The 19780-nt window shown below is 38.1% G+C and carries 17 protein-coding genes and 1 tRNA gene; 8 read left to right on the top strand and 10 right to left on the bottom strand.

The window, feature by feature from the left end; genetic code table 11:
* Window positions 1-30: 30 nt before the first annotated feature.
* From KO513_RS09965 to KO513_RS09955, 3 genes are all read left to right on the top strand, one after another.
* A complete protein-coding gene (locus tag KO513_RS09965) occupies window positions 31-462 on the top strand; it encodes a hypothetical protein (protein ID WP_215913261.1) in 432 nt (143 codons plus the stop codon).
* Between the two features lie 113 nt (window positions 463-575).
* Window positions 576-944, top strand: coding sequence for a nuclear transport factor 2 family protein (locus KO513_RS09960; protein WP_038237264.1), 369 nt, complete (start codon window positions 576-578; stop codon window positions 942-944).
* A 98-nt stretch (window positions 945-1042) separates the two neighbouring features.
* Window positions 1043-1429, top strand: coding sequence for a DUF423 domain-containing protein (locus KO513_RS09955; protein WP_215913260.1), 387 nt, complete (start codon window positions 1043-1045; stop codon window positions 1427-1429).
* Here KO513_RS09955 and KO513_RS09950 read toward each other — a convergent pair.
* The 5 genes from KO513_RS09950 to KO513_RS09930 form a co-directional block, all read right to left on the bottom strand.
* Window positions 1426-2964 carry a carboxypeptidase-like regulatory domain-containing protein gene (locus KO513_RS09950; protein ID WP_215913259.1) on the bottom strand — a complete coding sequence of 513 codons (1539 nt, stop codon included), beginning with the start codon at window positions 2962-2964 and terminating at the stop codon, window positions 1426-1428. The two genes, KO513_RS09955 and KO513_RS09950, sit on opposite strands and share 4 nt — an antisense overlap.
* 140 nt (window positions 2965-3104) lie before the next feature.
* The gene (locus KO513_RS09945; RefSeq protein WP_215913258.1) at window positions 3105-3254 is read right to left on the bottom strand and encodes a hypothetical protein; all 150 of its coding nucleotides are present in this window, start codon (window positions 3252-3254) and stop codon (window positions 3105-3107) included.
* A 1-nt stretch (window position 3255) separates the two neighbouring features.
* The gene (feoB, locus tag KO513_RS09940) at window positions 3256-5493 is read right to left on the bottom strand and encodes a ferrous iron transport protein B (RefSeq protein ID WP_215913257.1); all 2238 of its coding nucleotides are present in this window, start codon (window positions 5491-5493) and stop codon (window positions 3256-3258) included.
* Window positions 5490-5735: a FeoA family protein gene (locus KO513_RS09935; RefSeq protein WP_215913256.1), complete on the bottom strand. Its 246-nt coding sequence runs from the start codon at window positions 5733-5735 to the stop codon at window positions 5490-5492. Before KO513_RS09935 ends, feoB begins: the two co-directional genes overlap by 4 nt.
* Window positions 5736-5922: 187 nt before the next feature.
* Entirely contained in the window at window positions 5923-6600 is a 678-nt protein-coding gene (locus tag KO513_RS09930; RefSeq protein WP_215913255.1) for an SCO family protein, read from the bottom strand.
* Between the two features lie 178 nt (window positions 6601-6778).
* Here KO513_RS09930 and rseP point away from each other — a divergent pair, with 178 nt between their 5' ends.
* Both rseP and KO513_RS09920 read left to right on the top strand, forming a co-directional pair.
* Window positions 6779-8137 carry an RIP metalloprotease RseP gene (gene rseP / locus KO513_RS09925; RefSeq protein ID WP_215913254.1) on the top strand — a complete coding sequence of 453 codons (1359 nt, stop codon included), beginning with the start codon at window positions 6779-6781 and terminating at the stop codon, window positions 8135-8137.
* A 76-nt stretch (window positions 8138-8213) separates the two neighbouring features.
* Window positions 8214-8287 (top strand) — tRNA-Asn (locus KO513_RS09920).
* A gap of 214 nt (window positions 8288-8501) precedes the next feature.
* On the opposite strand, the gene KO513_RS09915 is transcribed toward KO513_RS09920, so the two are convergent.
* Complete coding sequence (locus tag KO513_RS09915; protein ID WP_215913253.1) at window positions 8502-9068, bottom strand: VOC family protein; 567 nt, start codon at window positions 9066-9068, stop codon at window positions 8502-8504.
* A 307-nt stretch (window positions 9069-9375) separates the two neighbouring features.
* On the opposite strand from KO513_RS09915, the gene KO513_RS09910 reads away from it, so the two are divergent.
* Both KO513_RS09910 and KO513_RS09905 read left to right on the top strand, forming a co-directional pair.
* On the top strand, window positions 9376-10275 hold the full coding sequence (locus tag KO513_RS09910; RefSeq protein WP_215913252.1) for a 3-keto-disaccharide hydrolase: 900 nt from the start codon (window positions 9376-9378) through the stop codon (window positions 10273-10275).
* 29 nt (window positions 10276-10304) lie between these two features.
* A complete protein-coding gene (locus tag KO513_RS09905; protein ID WP_215913251.1) occupies window positions 10305-11303 on the top strand; it encodes a family 16 glycosylhydrolase in 999 nt (332 codons plus the stop codon).
* A gap of 295 nt (window positions 11304-11598) precedes the next feature.
* On the opposite strand, the gene KO513_RS09900 is transcribed toward KO513_RS09905, so the two are convergent.
* Window positions 11599-12843: a glycoside hydrolase family 117 protein gene (locus KO513_RS09900; protein WP_215913250.1), complete on the bottom strand. Its 1245-nt coding sequence runs from the start codon at window positions 12841-12843 to the stop codon at window positions 11599-11601.
* A gap of 162 nt (window positions 12844-13005) precedes the next feature.
* A complete protein-coding gene (locus tag KO513_RS09895; RefSeq protein ID WP_215913249.1) occupies window positions 13006-14223 on the bottom strand; it encodes a glycoside hydrolase family 117 protein in 1218 nt (405 codons plus the stop codon).
* Window positions 14224-14713: 490 nt separating this feature from the next.
* Here KO513_RS09895 and KO513_RS09890 point away from each other — a divergent pair, with 490 nt between their 5' ends.
* Window positions 14714-16297, top strand: coding sequence for a tetratricopeptide repeat protein (locus KO513_RS09890; protein ID WP_215913248.1), 1584 nt, complete (start codon window positions 14714-14716; stop codon window positions 16295-16297).
* Window positions 16298-16437: 140 nt separating this feature from the next.
* Here KO513_RS09890 and KO513_RS09885 read toward each other — a convergent pair whose 3' ends face one another.
* Complete coding sequence (locus KO513_RS09885; protein WP_215913247.1) at window positions 16438-18036, bottom strand: hypothetical protein; 1599 nt, start codon at window positions 18034-18036, stop codon at window positions 16438-16440.
* 11 nt (window positions 18037-18047) lie between these two features.
* Window positions 18048-19766, bottom strand: a complete 1719-nt coding sequence (locus tag KO513_RS09880) for a RagB/SusD family nutrient uptake outer membrane protein (RefSeq protein WP_215913246.1) — start codon at window positions 19764-19766, stop codon at window positions 18048-18050.
* Between the last annotated feature and the right edge of the window lie 14 nt (window positions 19767-19780).

Below are 19780 nucleotides of genomic sequence, written 5' to 3'. Positions count from 1 at the left end.
CAAGCTACAAAATGAAAAATTACTACTGACATGCAGAAAAAAGGACATGTATTCTGGAATATTTTGGGCGTACTAACGGTGATCATTTGTCTGTTCGCCTTTGTTCTTCATTTTAAAAATTGGACCAAAACAGATGCTACCGGCTTAAGGGTCGTGTCAGGGTTTTATTGGCAAGAAGTTCCGTTTTCCGCTTTAGACAGTGTAGACCTTGTACCTAAAATTCCGCCCATGGTTCGTCTTAATGGTTTTTCGGCATTGGAAAAGGAGAAAGGGGTTTTTCAGGAATTCAAGGATTCGCTTACGGACAAAAAGGTGTATGTCTATGTAGATAATTTAGAAAATCAAAAAATCAAGATTGTACATCATGATTCTTTAAAGCTCTTCATTAATCTTAAGGACTCTATAGAAACCCAGCAGTTGTTCAATTTACTTTCCAGCAAATTAGTGGTAGAACCCAACTAAATTAACGCAATTCGGTTTTTTTAAGATTAACATCAGTTTAAATTACTTCTAGTGTTTTGCTATTCAGAGGTCTGTGTCGTATTTTGTTGAGGTAATCAATAAAACAAACAGTCATGGAAACAAATGAAATAGCTTCAAAATTAGTAGCATGGTGCAATGCGGGTGACTTTGAAAAGCCGTATCAAGAATTGTACAGCGATAAAATCGTTAGTATTGAAAACGATGGAAAGGCCGAGGGCGCTTATGTTGAAGGCTTTGAAGGCATCAAGAAAAAAGGGGAGTGGTGGCAAGAAAATTTTGAGGTGCACAGTAGTAAGGCTTCAGATCCAGTGGTAGCGGACAATTGGTTTTCCGTAAAGTTTACCATGGATACGACCCATAAACCATCTGGACAACGTTCTACCATGTCCGAAATAGCCGTATATGAAGTTCAGGATGGCAAAATTGTAAAAGAGCAGTTCTTTTATGATGATAAAGGATAAGTCAATATAGAAGTTTACAAGCTATAGGGCCGCTCAACTATTGGGCGGCTCTTTGTTTTTGGAAAGACCAAGACTTATCTTTGTTTTAAAATATATGTATGGTTCTATTAGCTCAGGTTATTGGTGCGTTATATGGTCTTTTAGCAGTAATATTTGGTGCTTTTGGTGCTCACGCTTTAAAGAAATTGCTTTCTGAGGACCAGCTTAAAAGTTTTGAAACTGGGGTTAAATACCAAATGTACCATGCCTTGGTACTGCTTTTAATCGGTTTCAATTTTAATATGGATGTTGTCTCTCAGCAGTATATGGTGTACTGTTTTGCTATTGGAACTTTTCTGTTTTCTTTCAGTATTTATACTTTGGTGATCAGTTCTGCAAAAGGAAAGAAAATGCGGTTTTTGGGCCCAATAACTCCGTTGGGCGGGTTATTACTGGTGTGTGGTTGGGCACTGTTACTATTTAGCTTTATTGGAAACCTTGTCTAATTTTCTAGTTGTACTTCCGAAGTAAATTCTTTTATGGCCTGATTGGGTTCTATAATGTCATAGCCTTTCCAAAAGTTAGGGTCATAGTCTGGCATATAGGTTGGTAAAACACCGGTTTTTTCCTTAAAGGCTTCAAATTGCCCGGAATTGATTGGTTCCTCGTCAAAGACTATAAGTTCATATTGATTAATGTTCCCAAAGGCAGCATCTACTTTTAGCGCCAATTCATTCTGTTTACGTCTGCCTTTTACGTTCTTGTTTTTTTCAATGATGGTCAGCGGTCTTTTAAAACCGGCCCTTATACCCTTTATAATGTTGTAGTATCGTAAATGGTACTTCTGGTCAGCTCCTTTATCGAACAGAATACTTCCTTTTGCCAAATATTCGTTCACGGAAACCCCAAGGAGTTTAAAATCACGAAGCGATTCCGTATTCTCAAAATCCATGCGAATCAATGCAAAATCATCTGAATTGATATAGAGCACTCCACCAAATTCCGGAGAACCATCGGGTACAAACCGGATAACATACACGGCTTGGTCACCTAGGTACGTGTGGTTTTCAAGCGTTAGTTCATAGCGTCTAGGCTTGAAAATAACATTGTAATCCGTATCATCAAAAATGGGAAGATTCTCAAAAAGGTTTCCCAGTGTTTTGCGCTTGTATTCCAAGAAAAACTCACGGCGTTCTTCTTTCTTTTTCTTTTCTTCCTCAAGCTGTTTGTTTAGGGCGGCAATATCCGTAGAATCTATCTCTTCCTTAAAAATATCGCCCATGTCTTCGGCATCTACCTTGGTTCCGAACAATCCCGATTTCACTTTAAAATAAGAATCGGTTTTAATATTTTCTTTTACAATTTTATTAAACTTTTCCTCCAAGAGTTCAACATCTAGCTCCTTACTTTTATCATAAAGCTCAGAAGCTTTTATGAGGTCTAGTTTTTGTTCATCGGCATCATCTGCACCATAGAGGTCGCCCAACATCTCGGTATAATAAATATTGTTCTTGGGAATGGTCTGAATAACACTATCCAAGAAATTCTTGTTGAAAGCTTCAATGGAAGATTTCTTAATTTCATATTGGGTCTTGATGATATTATTTTGGTAGGTTTCCCTTAGAAAAAGTCTTTTTTTAGAAAATTGGGTAATGTAATTTTTCTGTATGTTTTCCTCTACCAATTCAATAATTTCCCTTGGGGTATAATTTTTATTGGAAACGATAACTTCCCTTAATTCTATGGCTTTTGGCCTTAAGTAAATGAGGCTGTCCGTAAATTCGGAAATGGGTTTGCCCATAGATTCGTAACCAATGCACGAAATAAAAAGTGAATCTGTGGCCTTAATATCATCCTTTAGTAGAAACTTGAACCTGCCCTCTTCGTTGGTAATCATTCCTTTGTTGTTCAATTGAACCGTTGCATACGGAACAGGCTTTTTTGAAACGGAATCAACAATTACTGAGGTTAAGCTTTGTGCATGTTGCACGGTAGATGAAAAAAGAAAAAAAGCGAAGAGGTAAAAAATTGGCTTTTGCATATTCACGGCTAATGGCTATTCAAAAAAAGCAATAGCATTTGAAGTAAGCACGGTTTTTTTGATTTATTTAATACCGATTTATTCTTTTATTAACGAAAGACTTACACGAAGGGTAAGGTACACGAAATTTTTCTAAAAAGTTAATGGCAGCCACAACCATCTTGTCCGCAAGCTTTGCTGTTGCTTTTCTTACTTGAAAACAATGCTTTTGGCAAAAGGAATTTCTTGACCAAATAACCTACGGAGATTGCTAGAACAATATAAACCAATATGGGTTGAAGTACACTCATCTTATTTTAATATTTGATAGGCAACTAAAGCTACAATATAAGCAAAAGTGCTCATAAATACCAATTGTGCCGCAGGCCATTTCCAAGTATTGGTTTCGCGTTTCACCACTGCCAAGGTACTCATACATTGCATGGCGAAAGCATAGAATAGCAATAATGAAATACCAGATGCCAAATTAAATAATGGTTTCTTGGTTTTTGGGTTTATTTCTGCTGCCATTCGGTTTTGAATGGTTTCTTCCTGATCGTTTCCAACGCTGTAAATGGTGGCCAAAGTACCAACAAATACTTCGCGAGCGGCAAAGGATGTAAGTACCGCAATACCAATTTTCCAGTCGTAACCCAGTGGGTGTACAATAGGTTCAATAGCTTTCCCCATATAGCCCATATAAGAATTCTCTAGCTTGTAGCTGGATATTTCTTGGCTAAGTGCCCTCTGCTCAAGTAGGGTTTGTTTTTGGGTAAGTGAATCGGTCAGGGCGGTATTATCTATACGATAGACATTGTTCCTTATACTGTCCTTTAAAGCTGTTTTGTAAGCGGATAGGTCGTTGGCAATACTAACTTGATTAAAATCCGAGAATCCTTCGGTTTTAACTCGGTTGGATACAATTTCGTCTGCATTGTTAAAATTATCGCCATAGCCATTGGAGCCTAAGAACCAAAGTACTACGGATATGGCCAAAATTATTTTACCGGCACCCAAAACAAAACTTTTGGTCTTTTCCCAAACCGTATAGGCAACGTTTTTTGGTAATGGCAGCTTATAGTTGGGCATTTCTACCACAAAAAAGGACCTACCCTTAATCTTTAAAATTTTATTAAGTATTAAAGCGGATATAATAGCTGCCCCAAAACCTAGTAGATAGAGCAACATAAGGGTCAAGGCTTTGTAACCAAAGCCCAAGAAACTACCTTCAGGTATTACTAGGGCAATAATAATAATGTAAATGGGAAGCCTTGCCGAACAGGTTGTAAATGGCGTAACAAGAATAGTTATTAATCGCTCTTTCCAATTTTCAATGGTTCGGGTGGCCATTACCGCGGGTATGGCGCATGCCGTACCGGACATTAGGGGCACAACACTTTTACCGCTTAGGCCAAAGGGGCGCATCAGACGGTCCATTAGGAACACCACACGGCTCATATAGCCCGTTTCTTCCAGCAAAGAAATGAACAGGAAAAGAAATGCTATTTGCGGAATGAACATGGCTATACCACCAATACCCGTTAGTATACCTTCTGCAATGAGGTTGGTAAATACACCGGGAGGCAAAGTGTCCTTTACCCACGAGCTGGCGGAGGCAAAAAATGTTTCGATGAGGTCTTGAGGGTAGCCACTCCAGTCGTAAATACCTTGAAATATAACCAGAAGGATGGCAAAGAAAATTACATATCCAAAAACCTTGTGGGTTAGAATCTTATCCAGCGAAGCCCTAAAGCCTTTGGCTATGGCCAAATCTACTTTGTAGGTCTCTTTTAGAATGCCGTTTATAAACTGGTACCTTAAAACGGTTTCCTTCTGCTGCAAGCGCTTCAGTTCTGATTTTGATTTGGTAGCAAAAGAAGAGGCATCTTTGAACAGTTTTTTCTCAATGGGCATAAAATTTACGTCTTGCGTAATCACAAGCCACAACTTATACAGGTCCTCATTAGGAAAAGCGTCCTTTAATTTTTTAAAATACCCAGGGTCAATAACCGTAATATCTACATTTTGTTCAGTTGAAAGGTTTTTATAATCGGAAATGAGTTCTTTCAGCTTGTCAATACCAATGCCCTTTCTGGTGCTCACCAAGGCAATTTTGGTATTCAACTTTTCTTCCAAAAGCGGAATATCTACGGATATACCTTTGCGGGACATACGATCTGCCATGTTAATGACAAGAATGGCCGGTATTTTAAGGTCTTTTATTTGCGTGAATAGAAGAAGGTTTCTCTTCAGGTTTTCTACATCGGATACGACTATGGCCACATCTGGGTGGTTCTTGTCATTTTTGTTCAGTAGAAGTTCTACGGCAACACTTTCGTCCAAAGAAGTAGTGTTCAAACTATATGTTCCCGGTAAATCCAGTATATGTGCCTTTACGCCTCTGGGAAGCTTGCACACACCCTCCTTTTTTTCAACGGTGATACCTGGGTAATTACCAACTTTTTGTTTTAAACCGGTAAGTTGATTGAAAACAGAAGTTTTACCAGTATTGGGGTTTCCTATAAGGGCAACGTTAATTTGTTTGCTCATAGAACGGAAGTGTCTTCTAAAATTTCCAGCTCAATGAGCCGTGCGGTCTCACGCCTAATGGCAATATGGGAGCCGTTTACATTTACATAAATAGGGTCTTTAAAAGGAGCTATTTGGACCAATTCTATCTCGTTGCCGGGCAAACAGCCCAATTCTAACAATTTAATGGGTAGGGAATCGTCAGAGAATTCTTTGATGATTCCTTTTTGTCCTTTTTTCAGCTGTGCGACCGTTATTACCAACGTTTATTTAGATTGATTATAAGTAAGGCAAAAGTAGCATAATTTATCCTAAAAGCCGTGTGTTGAATCCCAAAAAATCATAAAACTTTAGGATGTTTGCGTGCTACAGTGGCCGATGTGGAAAATAGAGAGGCCCGTAAGTTGAATACAAGAATATACTTTTGGGAATTTGGTATTGCCCTGTAGTTTATTCTTCTTGGTTAGGGGTCATTAGAATTTTTAAATCAGCCATCAGTTTTTCAACTTCTTCTTCATTGGTGCCATCGTAAAAGCCGCGAATGCGCTTTTTCTTGTCCACTAGAATAAAATTTTCGGTATGGATCATATCAAAAGGTCCGCCATCGCCATCGTCTTTTACGGCTAGGTATGATTTACGGGCCAACTCGTATATCTGTTTTTTATCGCCCGTAACAAGGTTCCATTTAGAATCATCTACACCTTTTTCTATTGCATATTTTTTTAGTTGTGCCACAGAATCTATCTCCGGTGTAACTGAATGTGATAGCAACATTACATCATCAAAACCCTTAATTCTTTCCTGTATACTGGCCATATTCTTGGTCATTATGGGGCATATAGTTGGGCAGGTGGTAAAAAAGAAATCGGCAATATAGATTTTGTCGTTGTAATCGGCTTGGGTTATGGTTTTTCCATTTTGGTTGATCAACGAGAAATCTGCAATGGTATGGTATTTTCTTTTGTATTGAAGCGTACTGTCAACCAATTCCGGGTTAACCATGGTAGGTTGGTAAATTGTTAGGATTTTGGGGGGTTGCAGGGCGTTATAAAACAAATACATGATTACCGCAGAGAGCCCCAATAACACGAGGCCAAAAAATTTATATTTGGCAAAAAATGTGCGCATAATCTTTTTGGTAAAGATACGTTAGTCAGTACAAGCATTCAAGTCTTAACTGCTAAGAGCGCTGCTAAATGTTTCTTAAAAATAAATGGCGGTTATCAGTAATTTTTTTTAAGCGGCCGTAAAAGTGTACTTTTGTCGGCTGAATTCAATAAGAGTTCATTAATTATAGAAAACATAGATGAGTCCGTTCCTTATTAAGGCCATACAATTTTTTTTAAGCCTTTCACTATTAATAGTGCTTCACGAAATGGGGCATTTTATCCCGGCAAAATTATTTAAGACCCGTGTAGAAAAGTTCTACCTATTCTTTGATGTAAAGTTCTCGCTTTTCAAAAAGAAGATAGGCGAAACCGTTTATGGTATTGGGTGGCTTCCTTTAGGAGGTTATGTAAAGATTTCCGGTATGATAGACGAAAGTATGGATACCGAGGCTATGCAAGAAGAGCCAAAGGAATGGGAATTTAGAAGTAAGCCGGCTTGGCAAAGACTTATTATTATGTTGGGCGGGGTTACCGTTAACTTTGTTTTGGCATTGGTTATCTATATTGGTATGGCCTATGCTTACGGAGATCAATATATTCCGGGAGATAGTTTAAAAGACGGTGTTCATGTAACGGAAAAGACCATTGGTGATGAACTTGGTATTGAGACCGGAGACAAAATTATTGCGGTAGACGGCCAGAAGATAAAGGACTTTAATACGGTCTTTATGGACATTATTAATGGGAGTAGCATTACTATTGAACGAGACGGACAAACCATAGAGAAGGAAATTCCTGTTGATTTCATAGCTACTTTAATTGAGGATAAGGACCGTGCTAGGTTTTTGGGACCACGTATCCCTTTTGTTATAGCCGAAGTTTCTCCCGAGTCCCTAAATAAGGATGCCGGACTTGAGCCAAAAGATGAAATAGTTGAGATTGCCGGAAAGAAAATATCCTATTTTGATGAGGTAAAGCCTATTTTGGAGCAGTATAAAGGCGAAAAAATTAACCTCACTGTTGTTCGTGACAAGAGCGTTCGTAAAGTTGTACCGGTAGTAATAAATGACTCTGCCCAAATAGGAGTGCGCCCCGGTATGGTTTCTATGGACGAAATGGAAAAAAGAGGTCTTTTACGTTTAGAGACCGAAAAATATACGTTTGCCGAATCTATTCCTGCAGGGATAAATAAAGGGGTAAATACCCTTACGGGATATCTGAAGCAATTAAAAAAGATTTTTAACCCAGATACGGGAGCATACAAAGGTGTGGGTGGTTTTGCGGCCATTGGCGGACTTTTTCCTGAAACATGGAACTGGGAAGTGTTCTGGGGCACAACGGCTTTCTTGTCCATTATGTTGGCCGTTCTGAACCTGTTGCCAATTCCAGCTTTAGATGGGGGGCATGTTATGTTTTTATTGTACGAAATGGTTTCCGGGCGTAAGCCAAGCGATAAATTTTTGGAATATGCACAAATGATAGGATTCTTTATGTTGCTGGCTTTGATACTGTTTGCCAACGGAAATGACCTATATAGATACTTAATGGGAAAATAGATTGCAAAATTTATTTGGGACAATAAAAAAAACAATTATATTTGCACCCGCTTAGATAAACAAAGCGAAAATATTTTCCTCCTTAGCTCAGTTGGTTAGAGCATCTGACTGTTAATCAGAGGGTCCTTGGTTCGAGCCCAAGAGGGGGAGCAACAAAAAGCTAGTCGAAAGACTGGCTTTTTTTGTTTTAGGCTATCTTCGTTGGGTTTAAGCCTGATTATACCGTTGGTTACTTCTCTTCTGAAAAGCTAACTTGTATGTAATTATTTAATGCTTGAAGTCTAGGCAAGACTTATAAAAAAAAAAGGTCCTGATGTTTTTATATCATCAGAACCTTCGTTTGTGTTAGGCAATTTTGTTTAAATCAATCCCAACCGGAAAGGCCAATAATTTCGCCATTTGGTCCTACAAAAAAAGTGTATTTGTCACGAGCGTAGTTTTCATTTTCCAGTTCGTAACCTTCTTCTTTTAGCTTATCGCCAATTGGGACAATGTCGTTTACTTTTAGCATAAAGTGGTTGTGGTTGGTGTTTCCTATGGGACCTATTGTATCTATAAATTCTGGAGCCGTTAGTGATAGCCCAATAGTCAAATCATCGGCCTTTAGTTTCATTACGAGCATTCCTTCAAGTCCAGGTCCGTGAAGTACTTCGGCATCGGCCATTTTAAAACCCAATATTTCACGGTATAACTTTAGGGTCTTTTCAAGCTCCAATACGTGCACACTAATGTACTTTAAACCTGTAACCCTTGCTTCTTCCGTGCTAGCTGCCTCAATAGCTTTAGGAGAAGAATCTGATGTTTGTGCAAAGCCATAATTAATGCCTGCTAATACAAAAGCTAATAAGAAGCAGATTTTATAAAGTGAATTTAGTGAACTGTGGTTTTTTTTTGTTCTGTGACTAGTAGTAGCCTTCATAATAACTTTCATAATAAATATCGTTTTGTTAAAACTATGATATTATATGATAATCTTAACCTCAATATAGCTTAACAAAAACTGAACATTTGCAATGTTCAAGACCTGCAACCATAGACATTTTGCACTGCGCTTCAATAAAAACTGAACAATTAATTATTGGTCGGAAATTCACAGGTTATGGTAAATATTTCTTTGTAAAATTACAATACGTGCATGCTTCGTGTAGCCCTAAAACCTGCTTGTCAGAATGGTTTTGGCCGTTTGAAATCAGCTGAAAACTTAATAGGGTAAACGGCAATAACCAACAATAAATAATATGAAACATTTTACACTTTATTTACCACTTTTCTTTCTTGTGATTTCCTGTTCTGAGGTAAAAAATGAGGAACAAAAAAAACCTGAAGAAACATACGAGTGGGAAGAATTAATTGATAAGGATTTAACCCAGTGGGATAATTATTTGAGCTATCAGCACCAACCCGGTTACGACGGTTCCGTACCACTAGATGAAAATGGGGAAGAAATAGCTCCGATAGGTTTAAACAATAGCGACTATACCGTTTTTTCAACGGTGAAAGAGGGCGAGGAAACCATTATCAAGAATACGGGAGAATACTATGGTTGCCTGATTACTAAAAAGGAGTATAAGAATTATCATTTTCAGTTAAAGTACAAATGGGGAGATAAAAAATGGGCCTACCGAAAAGATTTATTGAAAGACTCTGGAATATTGTACCATTCCGTGGGGCCAATGGCTGTTGAGTACTGGCGTTCATGGATGCTTTCTCAAGAATTTCAGATAATGGAGGGGCATACGGGAGATTTTTGGAGCCAGGCTAATTCTGCCATAGATATTAGGGCGTACAAACCGGAATCTGTTTTGGATCCATTGGCGCATGAGTCACAGGAGTATTTACCAATTGGTATGGGTAGTCCGTATAACAATTATTGTTTACGAAGCGGAAATTATGAAAAACCACATGACGAGTGGAATACGCTTGAGTTGATCTGTTATGAGGGTAAAAGTCTTCATATCGTAAACGGAGAGGTTGTTATGATTTTGAAGGACTCAAGATATATAGATGAAAACGGTAAGGAAGTGCCGTTGATTCAAGGGAAAATTCAATTGCAAAGTGAAGCTGCAGAGGTGTTTTTTAAAGATATCAAGATAAGACAGATTGATTCGCTTACACAGCAGCAAAAAGCACTTTTCTAAATTAAGACAAATTATAAAGACAGTATCATATGAAGATTAACGTGTTTCTGGTATGTAGTATTATAAGTGCATTTATTGCGTGTTCGTCAAATTCTGACGATGATGAAGAAATGGATAAAGGTCCTGAAGACCCCATGCAAGTAGATGATAAGGAGGAAGACAAGGAAGATGAGATAGCACCTTTCCAACTTTCTGATTTGGACCCTGATTTGCCTTCGTTTGTTTCTGTAGTTGATGATACCCCGGAGGGAATGGAGTGGGTAAAGGTGGAAGCCATGTCCGATGAGTTTGATTCATGGGACGATGATAAGTGGTTTAATTCTTTTTGGAACTATGGTAACACCCCGGTTTCTATGCGAAGTGAAAACTCTAGTGTGGTAGATGGCAAACTAAATATTCAGGCCACATTGGATGAGGGTAGTTCCCAATGGTTTCAAACGGCAAGAGTTCACTCCAAAACTAAAATAAGTTATCCTATGTACACGGAGTGTAGTATGAAAACCTCAAGTATTTCTGCGTTCAATACGTTTTGGCTGAACAATGGCGATATTGATGATAGGGATGAGATAGATATTGTTGAGAGCAATGCAAACCCAACTCCTGAGTGTAGTGATCAAACTACGAAACCAAGTAACTACCCATGGGCTCCGTGGGATTTCCCAACGCAGATGAACTCACAGTATTTTATTGCTAAAAGTGGTGTTACGGAAAGGCATGAGGATAATTTTGATACGAGAATGTTATCGGATGCAAATCCTAACAAAGGAAAAACGTGGGATGAAACCTACCATATTGTTGGTGCTTGGTGGAAGGATGCTAGAACGGTTCAGTTTTATTTAAATGGAGAGCCAGCTGGTGTTGTTACCACTAACCAAGACTTTACAAGAGAGCTAGAGTTAATATTTGATCTATGGACATCTGAAGAGTGTTATTTGGGAGGTTTACCACAAAAGGAAGAGCTAAATGACGATTCTAATAATACCATGCGTGTAGATTGGGTACGCACTTGGAAACTTGAAGAGAAATAGTAATACTTAACCTATTGGCATAGGATTATGTTTTAAATATAATGTGCAGAGTTTGTTTAAATTGAGTTAGTTTTCAGTTAGTTTAGTATGGGTTAGGGGCATGGTTAAAACCAGGCCCCTTCCTTTTTTAGCTGCCTTTTGCAGTTATATTTTGCAGATTTATTGTTGTTGTTTGATATCGTAGGTAAAAACGAATTTACCCTATCCACCGACCTGAGGGAAATTCAATTACCATTTCAGGTGGTATTAAAAATCAGGTGTAGTGTTGGAGACGCAATAAGTAGGTTGGTGCCCTTTATCTGGTGCCGGTATTCAATTTGAGGTTATAGTCATAGGTGTCATTTTTCATGTAGTCTTTGACCATTTGGTATTCTTCGTTTACCCTGTTGCCTTTTTCTAAGGACAAGTCGCATTCAAAACGTACAAAATGATAATTGGGGTACAATTCGTGACTAATTCCCCATGTTATGCCTTGTCCAGGGCTTGTGTTTACATCGGTAAAATTCCCTGGTCGGTAAGCACCGCCACCCTTGGGAATGGTTAAACCTTGAATTTTTGGGTAAAAATTTACACCGTCTTCAGAAAATAGAATGCTGTTTCTTTCAGGTCCTTCCGGCAAGGTAGCGCATACACCGTTACGATATGGCCATACCATGCTGCCATGTCCGCCCATTAAAACAGGATTGTACTTAGATTTAATATACGGGCCTTCAGGGTTATTGGCTATTGCAACCCCTGTGGCTAAGGGTATATCGGCATGTTCTTTATTAAATTTACCCGGTGATACGTTAGGGGTCCATGGTAAGCGGCCATGACTTTTGTAGTATAGAAAATATTGTCCTCCCTTAACAAAAAAGGTGGGTTCGTGTATAACCTCGGCATCCCAACTTTCTTCAGAACCGGTTTTTAATATGGGTTCATCCAATGCTTTCCAAGGTCCCGCCGGAGTGCTGGCTACGGACATGCCAATTACGTTAGGCGTAAAATCTCCGGATGTTTTGAATTGTTTTGACCAGCGAGCATCTTCAATGCTTCTTGCTGCTTGATAAACTAGATAATACTTGCCATTTGCAAACAAAATATCAGGATTAAATACGCTGCGGTGGTCATAACGGCCAGCTGTGCCACGCGAAATTGCCACTCCCTGTTCCTCCCAATTTAAGCCATCGGTAGAGGTTGCGTACCAAACATCGCACAAATCCCAGTGAAAAGCTCTTAGTGAATCGGTAGCGTCATTGGGGCCTACCACTTCGCTGTTAGATAGAGGTTTTGAATACCACATGTAATATTTACCATCAGTCTCTATTACACTAGAGGGGTAATAACGTTCTGCGCCGTCTTCCAACCCCTGTAGTTTTTTAAATGTGAATTGGGTATTGAATTCGTTATACTTTTCGTAAGAAATCTGATTTTCGCGAAAACGCTTGTAAGAGGCGCTTTCGTACGTCTCTGGTTCTTTGTGCTGGCACGAAGATAAACTTACTAGTATCAGTGCTAAAACAATGTTTGTTCCAGTTATAATTATGGCCTTTGCTGTCATAAAACAGTGGGTTTTATTATTTTCTTAGCGATATCTTTATGTTCAAATGGTGTTGCATTTTTACGAAAAATGAGGTTTAAGTAATATTCAACTTATTAAAAAGGACAGTAGCTACATGTAACATACTGTCCTTGCTTAATCAAACTCAACTCAACTCGTATTTTATTCTCCTTTGGCCCTATGTTGGGTCTTTCTTTCTGATGTAAAGCTCATAATACTTTGATAATCCCAGCTATTGTACATATGAGAAAGTCCCCAGCGTAATATTTCTGTAGGTTCTTTTTCATTGTCCGCAGTTCTATTTAAGCCAATGGCATGTGCAGTAACTCCGGGAATGACGGACATTATTTCAAAATTAATACCGTCAGGTGCCCATTGAATGGTGTTTTTTTCTGGACCATCTGTAGTAATTAAGGCCGCAACACCACCATTGTATGGCCAAACACAAATTTCATGACCGCTATTGCTAATTGGGTTGTATGGTGATTTTATGTATGGTCCTTCAGGTTTGTCTGCAATGGCAAGACCATGACGGATTTGTCTTCCGCCAAATGTAATTTCTTCTCCCATCTGTTCACCTTTGTAGTACAGATAAAACTTGCCATCAAACGGTATAATGCAAGGGTCATGAACCTTATGGCTGTCAAAGTCGCCTTTTCTTTCAACAGCAAATCTATCTTGTTCCTCACCTTTCCAAATACCATTGTCGGCAGGACTTAATATAGGTTCTTTACTTTTTGTCCAAGGGCCGTCAGGAGAATTGGACCAAGCTAGGCCAATTTGGTTTTTTACACGTACCGTATAGGGAGATTTTGCGGTTTGGTAGCTCAAATAATATTTGTTTTCATGTTTCATGATTTCTACGGTAAATACCGATCTGTCATCATATTCCCCTGCCTTGCCTCTAGGTACGGCTAGTCCTTCTTCTTTCCAAGTCTCTCCGTCTTCCGAAGTTGCATACCAAATGTCACAACGGTCCCAAGGAAATACCTTGTCGTTTTCAACGTCGCCCCCAAAACCTTGTGTTGGTCCGGTACTTTTGGAATACCATACATAGAACTTACCATTTTCTTTTATGACAGCACTGGGGTCTCTACGTACAACACCTTCTTCATAGGCTAAATCTCCTTTCAGCGGTTTTAAGTTAGAAAACTGAATAAACCATTCATTTCCTAAATCTACGGGCCATTTTAAGGCCCTTTTAGAAGCGGCACTTAAATGATCTATATCTGTAATGCCCAAATGGTCTATTTGGGCCTGAGTTATCCCTAAAGAGTCTAGTTTTTTCTGGTCATATGTCGTATTCTGGGCATAGCTATGATATGAAAGCATAGCGAAAAAGAGAAACGAATATAGGATTGTTTTGGTTCTAGAAATCATTGTAATAAGCGTTATTTAATTTATATGAATTTTGATGTTTCGTTTAAAGTGGGGCCGGTAAAATAGTTGTATTTAATTTTTGCCCATGTTTTGTTTCGTAATGGTACTTTTTATGAAATGTTTGGAAATAGACTAGTACGTTTATACTTGGCATATTTACCTTTTCTAGGTTTTTGTTGGGTTTATTTTTATGCTCGCACCTAAAATCATGTGTTTTGGTTCTGTTTTTTCTATTTGAGAAATCTGAACGAAAAATTGATGTATCAGTAATTTTTCCATTATTATTTTGACAAATATTAGTTAATAGTGGGTAAAATCTTTGGTTTTCTAATGAATAAAAACTGAACATTCTTAAAAACCGGTTCAATTTTCATGAATTTCAACTAAGCAAATATTATATTGACTTTGACTAGGAAAAAAAGACCCATGTTCAGTCTTGTATTTTCTAATGTTTAGTTGATTTTTAATTGTTCGGCAATAATTTTTAGATATGATGAAGCGTAGGAGATTGCTAAAAATGCTTAGTACTGTTTTTATTTTGAGCTGTTTGTTTGTAAAGGCGCAAGAGCCTTATGGCACTAATAAGTATATAGACAAGGCAAACCAACTCACGGCAAAAAAATTAGATAGTGCTATCTATTATCTGAAAGCGGGTATTGACTATTATTCGGAACAAAAGGATACCATAAATTTAATCAACAATCTGTGCCAGTTATCTGCGGTTTATGATAATGTGTTGGATTACGGAAAATCTTATGATGGATATTGGGAAGCGTTAATTTTAGCCGATCTATCCAATGATGATATTTCAAAATCCCGTATTTATCAAGAATTGGGTTGGCTGTATACCGCCTATAGAAGGGAAGAAGAATCATTGCGTTATTTTAATATGTCCCTTAAGCTAAAAAAACAGCTTTTTAAAGAGAAAAAGATAAGTCAGGATTATCTGGTCAGTAACTACTTTGCTATTGTAAATTGTTATAGGGTAAACCATAATTATATAATGGCAAAGACGTATCTAGATAGTTGTGAGCTGTCTTTAAAAAAGATAGACCCCAATAAAAAATCATATTACGTAGAAACGGAGAAGGGCTATTTTGATGCCATTGCAGGAGATTATGAAAATGCATTGAACACGTTAAACGAATCTAAACTCTTTTTTGAAAAGAAGAGCCCTTCATACCTTACTATTGTCTATTTTTTAATTGGAGAGGTGTATAAACTAAAAGGAGATTTTGAAGAGGGAATAAAGTACTATAAGGAATCTCTTAAGTTCTCGGAAATGTATAATAAGCATTTGGGTTACAAGCTATTTAACTATGAGGTTTTGTCCGAGCTGTATTATAATCAAAACAATTTTAAAGAAGCCTTTTACTACAATGATAAGGCACAAGAATTAAATGAAAATATATTCGGCAGAAAAAGTAAAAATCATAAACATTTATTTGAAATAAAAGATCGTTACAGACTTCAAAAAGAAAAAGAAAAGGCACTACTTAAAGAAGTACGAATTGAAAAGCTGGAAGACCAAAAAAGAATAGGTTTCTTACAAAATATCTTAATGGGCGTAATAGTGGTCTTTATGTTTTTATACGGGGTTCTTTTGTTTAGAAACCTAAGAAGAAAACACAAACTAGAAAAGCAAAAGACCAATGAGGTTATGATGTTGAAAAACAGGGAATTAACTGCGTCTGCCCTTCAACTGATTGAAAAGGAAGAATTTATTGCTAAACTAAAGCAGAATATTTCCAAAAGTGATGCCATAGACGCAAAGGCCATTCATAATATGCTCAAAGGTTTTCAAAATTCCCCAGGTGGAAATTGGAAGGAGTTTGAAGCACGGTTTACTTCTATAAACCAAAGCTTCTATGAAAAAATAAGGACAAAATATCCAGACTTGGGACAAACAGATTTAAAGCTTTGCGCTCTAGTAAAGTTAGGGTTTTCAAGTAAGGAGATGTCTTCTTTATTGGGCATTACAATAGAAAGTGTACATACTTCGAGATATAGGTTAAGAAAGAAACTTGGATTAGAAAAAGGAGAAAATCTTATAGATTTTATGTCCACAATTTAAAAGCGCTATATCTTCTAATATGTGGTATAAATAATACTTAAAAGAGTCAATACATGACTTGCAATTAAAAATGGGCAGCCTATTCAAAGACTGCCCATTTTACTATTTAAAATAGCGGTTAAGATTCGGGGGTTATACCTTTATGGTCTAACAGGTACTTCTGCTAAGAACATATCATCTATATGAAATTTAATAGCTTGTGGGTTGAACTCGTTATACCCTCTAATGAACCAACTTACTTCACCTGTAAAACCTGCATCAAATTCTTGTTTTTGATATACCCATTCTCCGGTAGGTAGGTCAGGAGTGAATACGGTAGGTATCAGTTCAAAAGCCCAGTTTGAAGGATATATTCTAATATCTGAGGATTCAGTACCTGAAGGAACTCCTGATAAGTCACTTTCTATATATATCCAGTAGCCAAACTCATATCTTTTACCTTCTTCAAGGGTTATTACCACAGGATTTCCACCGGCATCTCTATGTTCAACGATCATACCACCGTTGGGTCTAAAGTTGATATCGAGGCTCTTGGTTCCAGTGCGTGTGTTAACCACACCAATATCCAAATCATATTCGCCCCAATGACCTCCCCAACCTAGGTAAGCCCAATTATCAGGAGTTGATGTTTCTAATCCATAATCATATGGGGTAGAAGGATAAAGGTTGGCCAGTTGGTCAAAATCTGTCAAAAGAACATCAGTAAATGCTTCTGACTCCACTTCATCTACGGTTGTAAGTTTCCCGGGCGTATAGCTTACGTAAACTTGGTCATCATTATAAAGTTGTTCTCCACTTAAATCAAGAATAACAATATTGGCTTCGTTCTTGTCTATGGTCGCCGTAGATATAACAGGATTGATCAGAATAGGATTCATTTCATCTCTGTTATTTTCTATTCTAACGGTAAAATCGGCTGGATCTACCGTGCTTCCATCTATTTCTCGGCTGAATTCTAAAGCAATCTTGTCTTCACGTTCGGCCACTCTATCCAAAGTTACGGGAGCGGAAGATGGTATTACTTTTATCACTTTCTCAAAAGAAAGGGTATCCGCATCCGTTGGTCTAAACCTTGAGGCAATAAATTCAAGATCCCAAGACCCTAATCTATTGAACCGCATGTCTACCTCTTCTTCTGCACCGGAGTTTATAGTGGCAGGTTTTCCTCCATCCGAAGACCATGCAATTGCTTCCGGTTCGCCTATTGCGGTGTAGGTTAAACGAACGGAGTTACTGGCTTCTATTTCATTTTCTGCTCCGTTGGACAAATCCAATTCAGCTCCTACACTTCCATCAGGGTTTACATGATAGGCCCTTAGGACAGATTTAATAGAATCAATTACAGTGATTACGATGGTGGTGTCCAACTGCTTGGTGTCGCTTGGAACCGTACTATCATCATTTCGAAAAACATTGCCCTTAAAAGTTTGGCTTAGTTTAACGTCATATACTCCGGCCTTGTTAAAAACACCTTTTACTACCTCTTTGGATGACGTATTGGCTTTTTCTCCTGAAATACGAGAGTTTTCGGGGAAAGTCCATGTTCTGGTTTCAACTCCTCTAGAGATATCGCCAAAATCTATATGACCTCCAACAATTACTTTGTTTTGGAAATCCATTTCGGATGTTACGATAATTCTATGGTTCACATCGCTTATGTTCAGCTCCTCTTCTTTTTCGCAACTGAAGACAAGCAGAGCTAGGATGAAGAGTACACTTAGGATATTATATTTTTTCATGTCTAGCGGTTTTAGTTGTTTAAATTAGGATTGTTTAATACTTCTCCAGTAGGAATAGGAAAATAGTCATGTTGCGCCGAGCGATAATTTTGTGAGGATTGAATAAAGTCCGGTCTAACTCTTCCTGATATAAATAGAGGGGCCTCACCTTGTCCGGTCACATCTAAATTAGCTTCACGCCAAACTTCATCGGCACGTAAATCATCAAAAACCTCTTTAACAATACCCCAACGTACCAAGTCTTTATAACGGTGTCCTTCAAAGCATAATTCTATTGCTCGTTCCACACGTTGAATATGCGTTAATACAGTTTGTGCATTTGCAACTACCAAAGGATGGTCTCCATGAACTTGTTTGCTTACGTGCAGCTGTGGAAACATGCCACCGTTCAAATCCATATACTGTTGTAAAGTATAGACACCGGCTCTACTTCTTACCATGTCTATATATTCTATGGCAGTCATAAAGTCTCCGCTATCATTAAGTACGGCTTCGGCATACATTAATAAAACATCTGCATAACGGATATGTCTGAAATTAATACCACTACGTCCTCTTGGTGGTTCTGCATCTAGATGGTACCAGTTAGAGTGTTTTTTTAGATAGGCACTTTGTCCGCCTCCCCAACTTGCCTTTGCTTCTGCAAAAGGAGCAAGGTACCAGTCGCCTTCACCATTTCTAGGTGCAATGGTGGCGTTCATTCTTCTGGACTCTAAGTTGGTGTCGTTTATAGAATTGTTGGGGTCTACTTCATCGTAAACCAACATTTCGTGCAAGTTGTAAGAAGCGATTACGGTATTAAAAGCTCCGTATTGTAGGTGCCCAACTTCGGTACTGAGGGTAGTAGATTCAGCACCTGCTCCACCATTGGTAGTATCATCTTCTGCAAAACCGCTATTGCCAGGTTTTATATCAAAAGAATAATTTACTTCAAAAATAGATTCTTCATTAAATTCATTTTCGTGCCAGAAATTATCTTCAATATTTCTTGTTAAGCTATATATTCCAGAATCTATTACTTCTTTAAACAAAGTGGCTGCTTGCCCCCACTGTTCATCATAGAGGTATGTTTTACCTAATAACGAAGCTGCAGCACCCCAAGTGGCTCTACCTACATCGTTAGCTTCCCAAGATTCTGGTAAATTATTCATGGCAAACTCTAAATCTGGAATAATTATTTGAGTATTTACTTCTTCCATAGTAGATATGGACTTACTCAATTCTTCAATAGATTCTGCTACTCCATCATGTATCATAGCTCCTCCATAGGTATGAACAACTTGGAAGTAAAAGAAAGCCCTTAAAAAACGAGCTTGGCCCTCTATTTGCGCTTTGGCTTCATCATCAAGAGTATCTTCGTCTACTTCTTCTAGTTGAGAAATAATAGTGTTTGCCCTAAAGATGCCAACATACAGTTCTTCCCATTTGTTGGTTAAGTGAATTTGCCCGTTTGTATAAGTTAGATTTCTAAACGGATAAGGCCTATACCAAGATTCAGTACCAGCAATATCTCCTAACACAAATTCCTGCACTAACTCGGCACCACTAACGGAACGATATTGTAGAGCGCCATAAACCGCCGCGAGAGCAGCGTTAAAATGTCCTTCGTTTTTCCAAAAATTTGTCTCCGTAAGAGCATTTGGATTTTCTTCGTCTAAAAATGTACTTTCATTACAGCTAGCAATAATTAGTGCAAGAAGTACAAGACTTTTTGTTATTATTTTGTTCATTGATTTCATAGTTA

Origin of the sequence: Zobellia sp. B3R18 (assembly GCF_018860715.1) — a bacterium.
In the GTDB taxonomy this organism is placed as follows: Bacteria; Bacteroidota; Bacteroidia; order Flavobacteriales; family Flavobacteriaceae; genus Zobellia; species Zobellia russellii.
The sequence above is the reverse complement of the archived record's forward strand: the minus strand, read 5'-3'. Positions and strand labels throughout refer to the sequence as shown.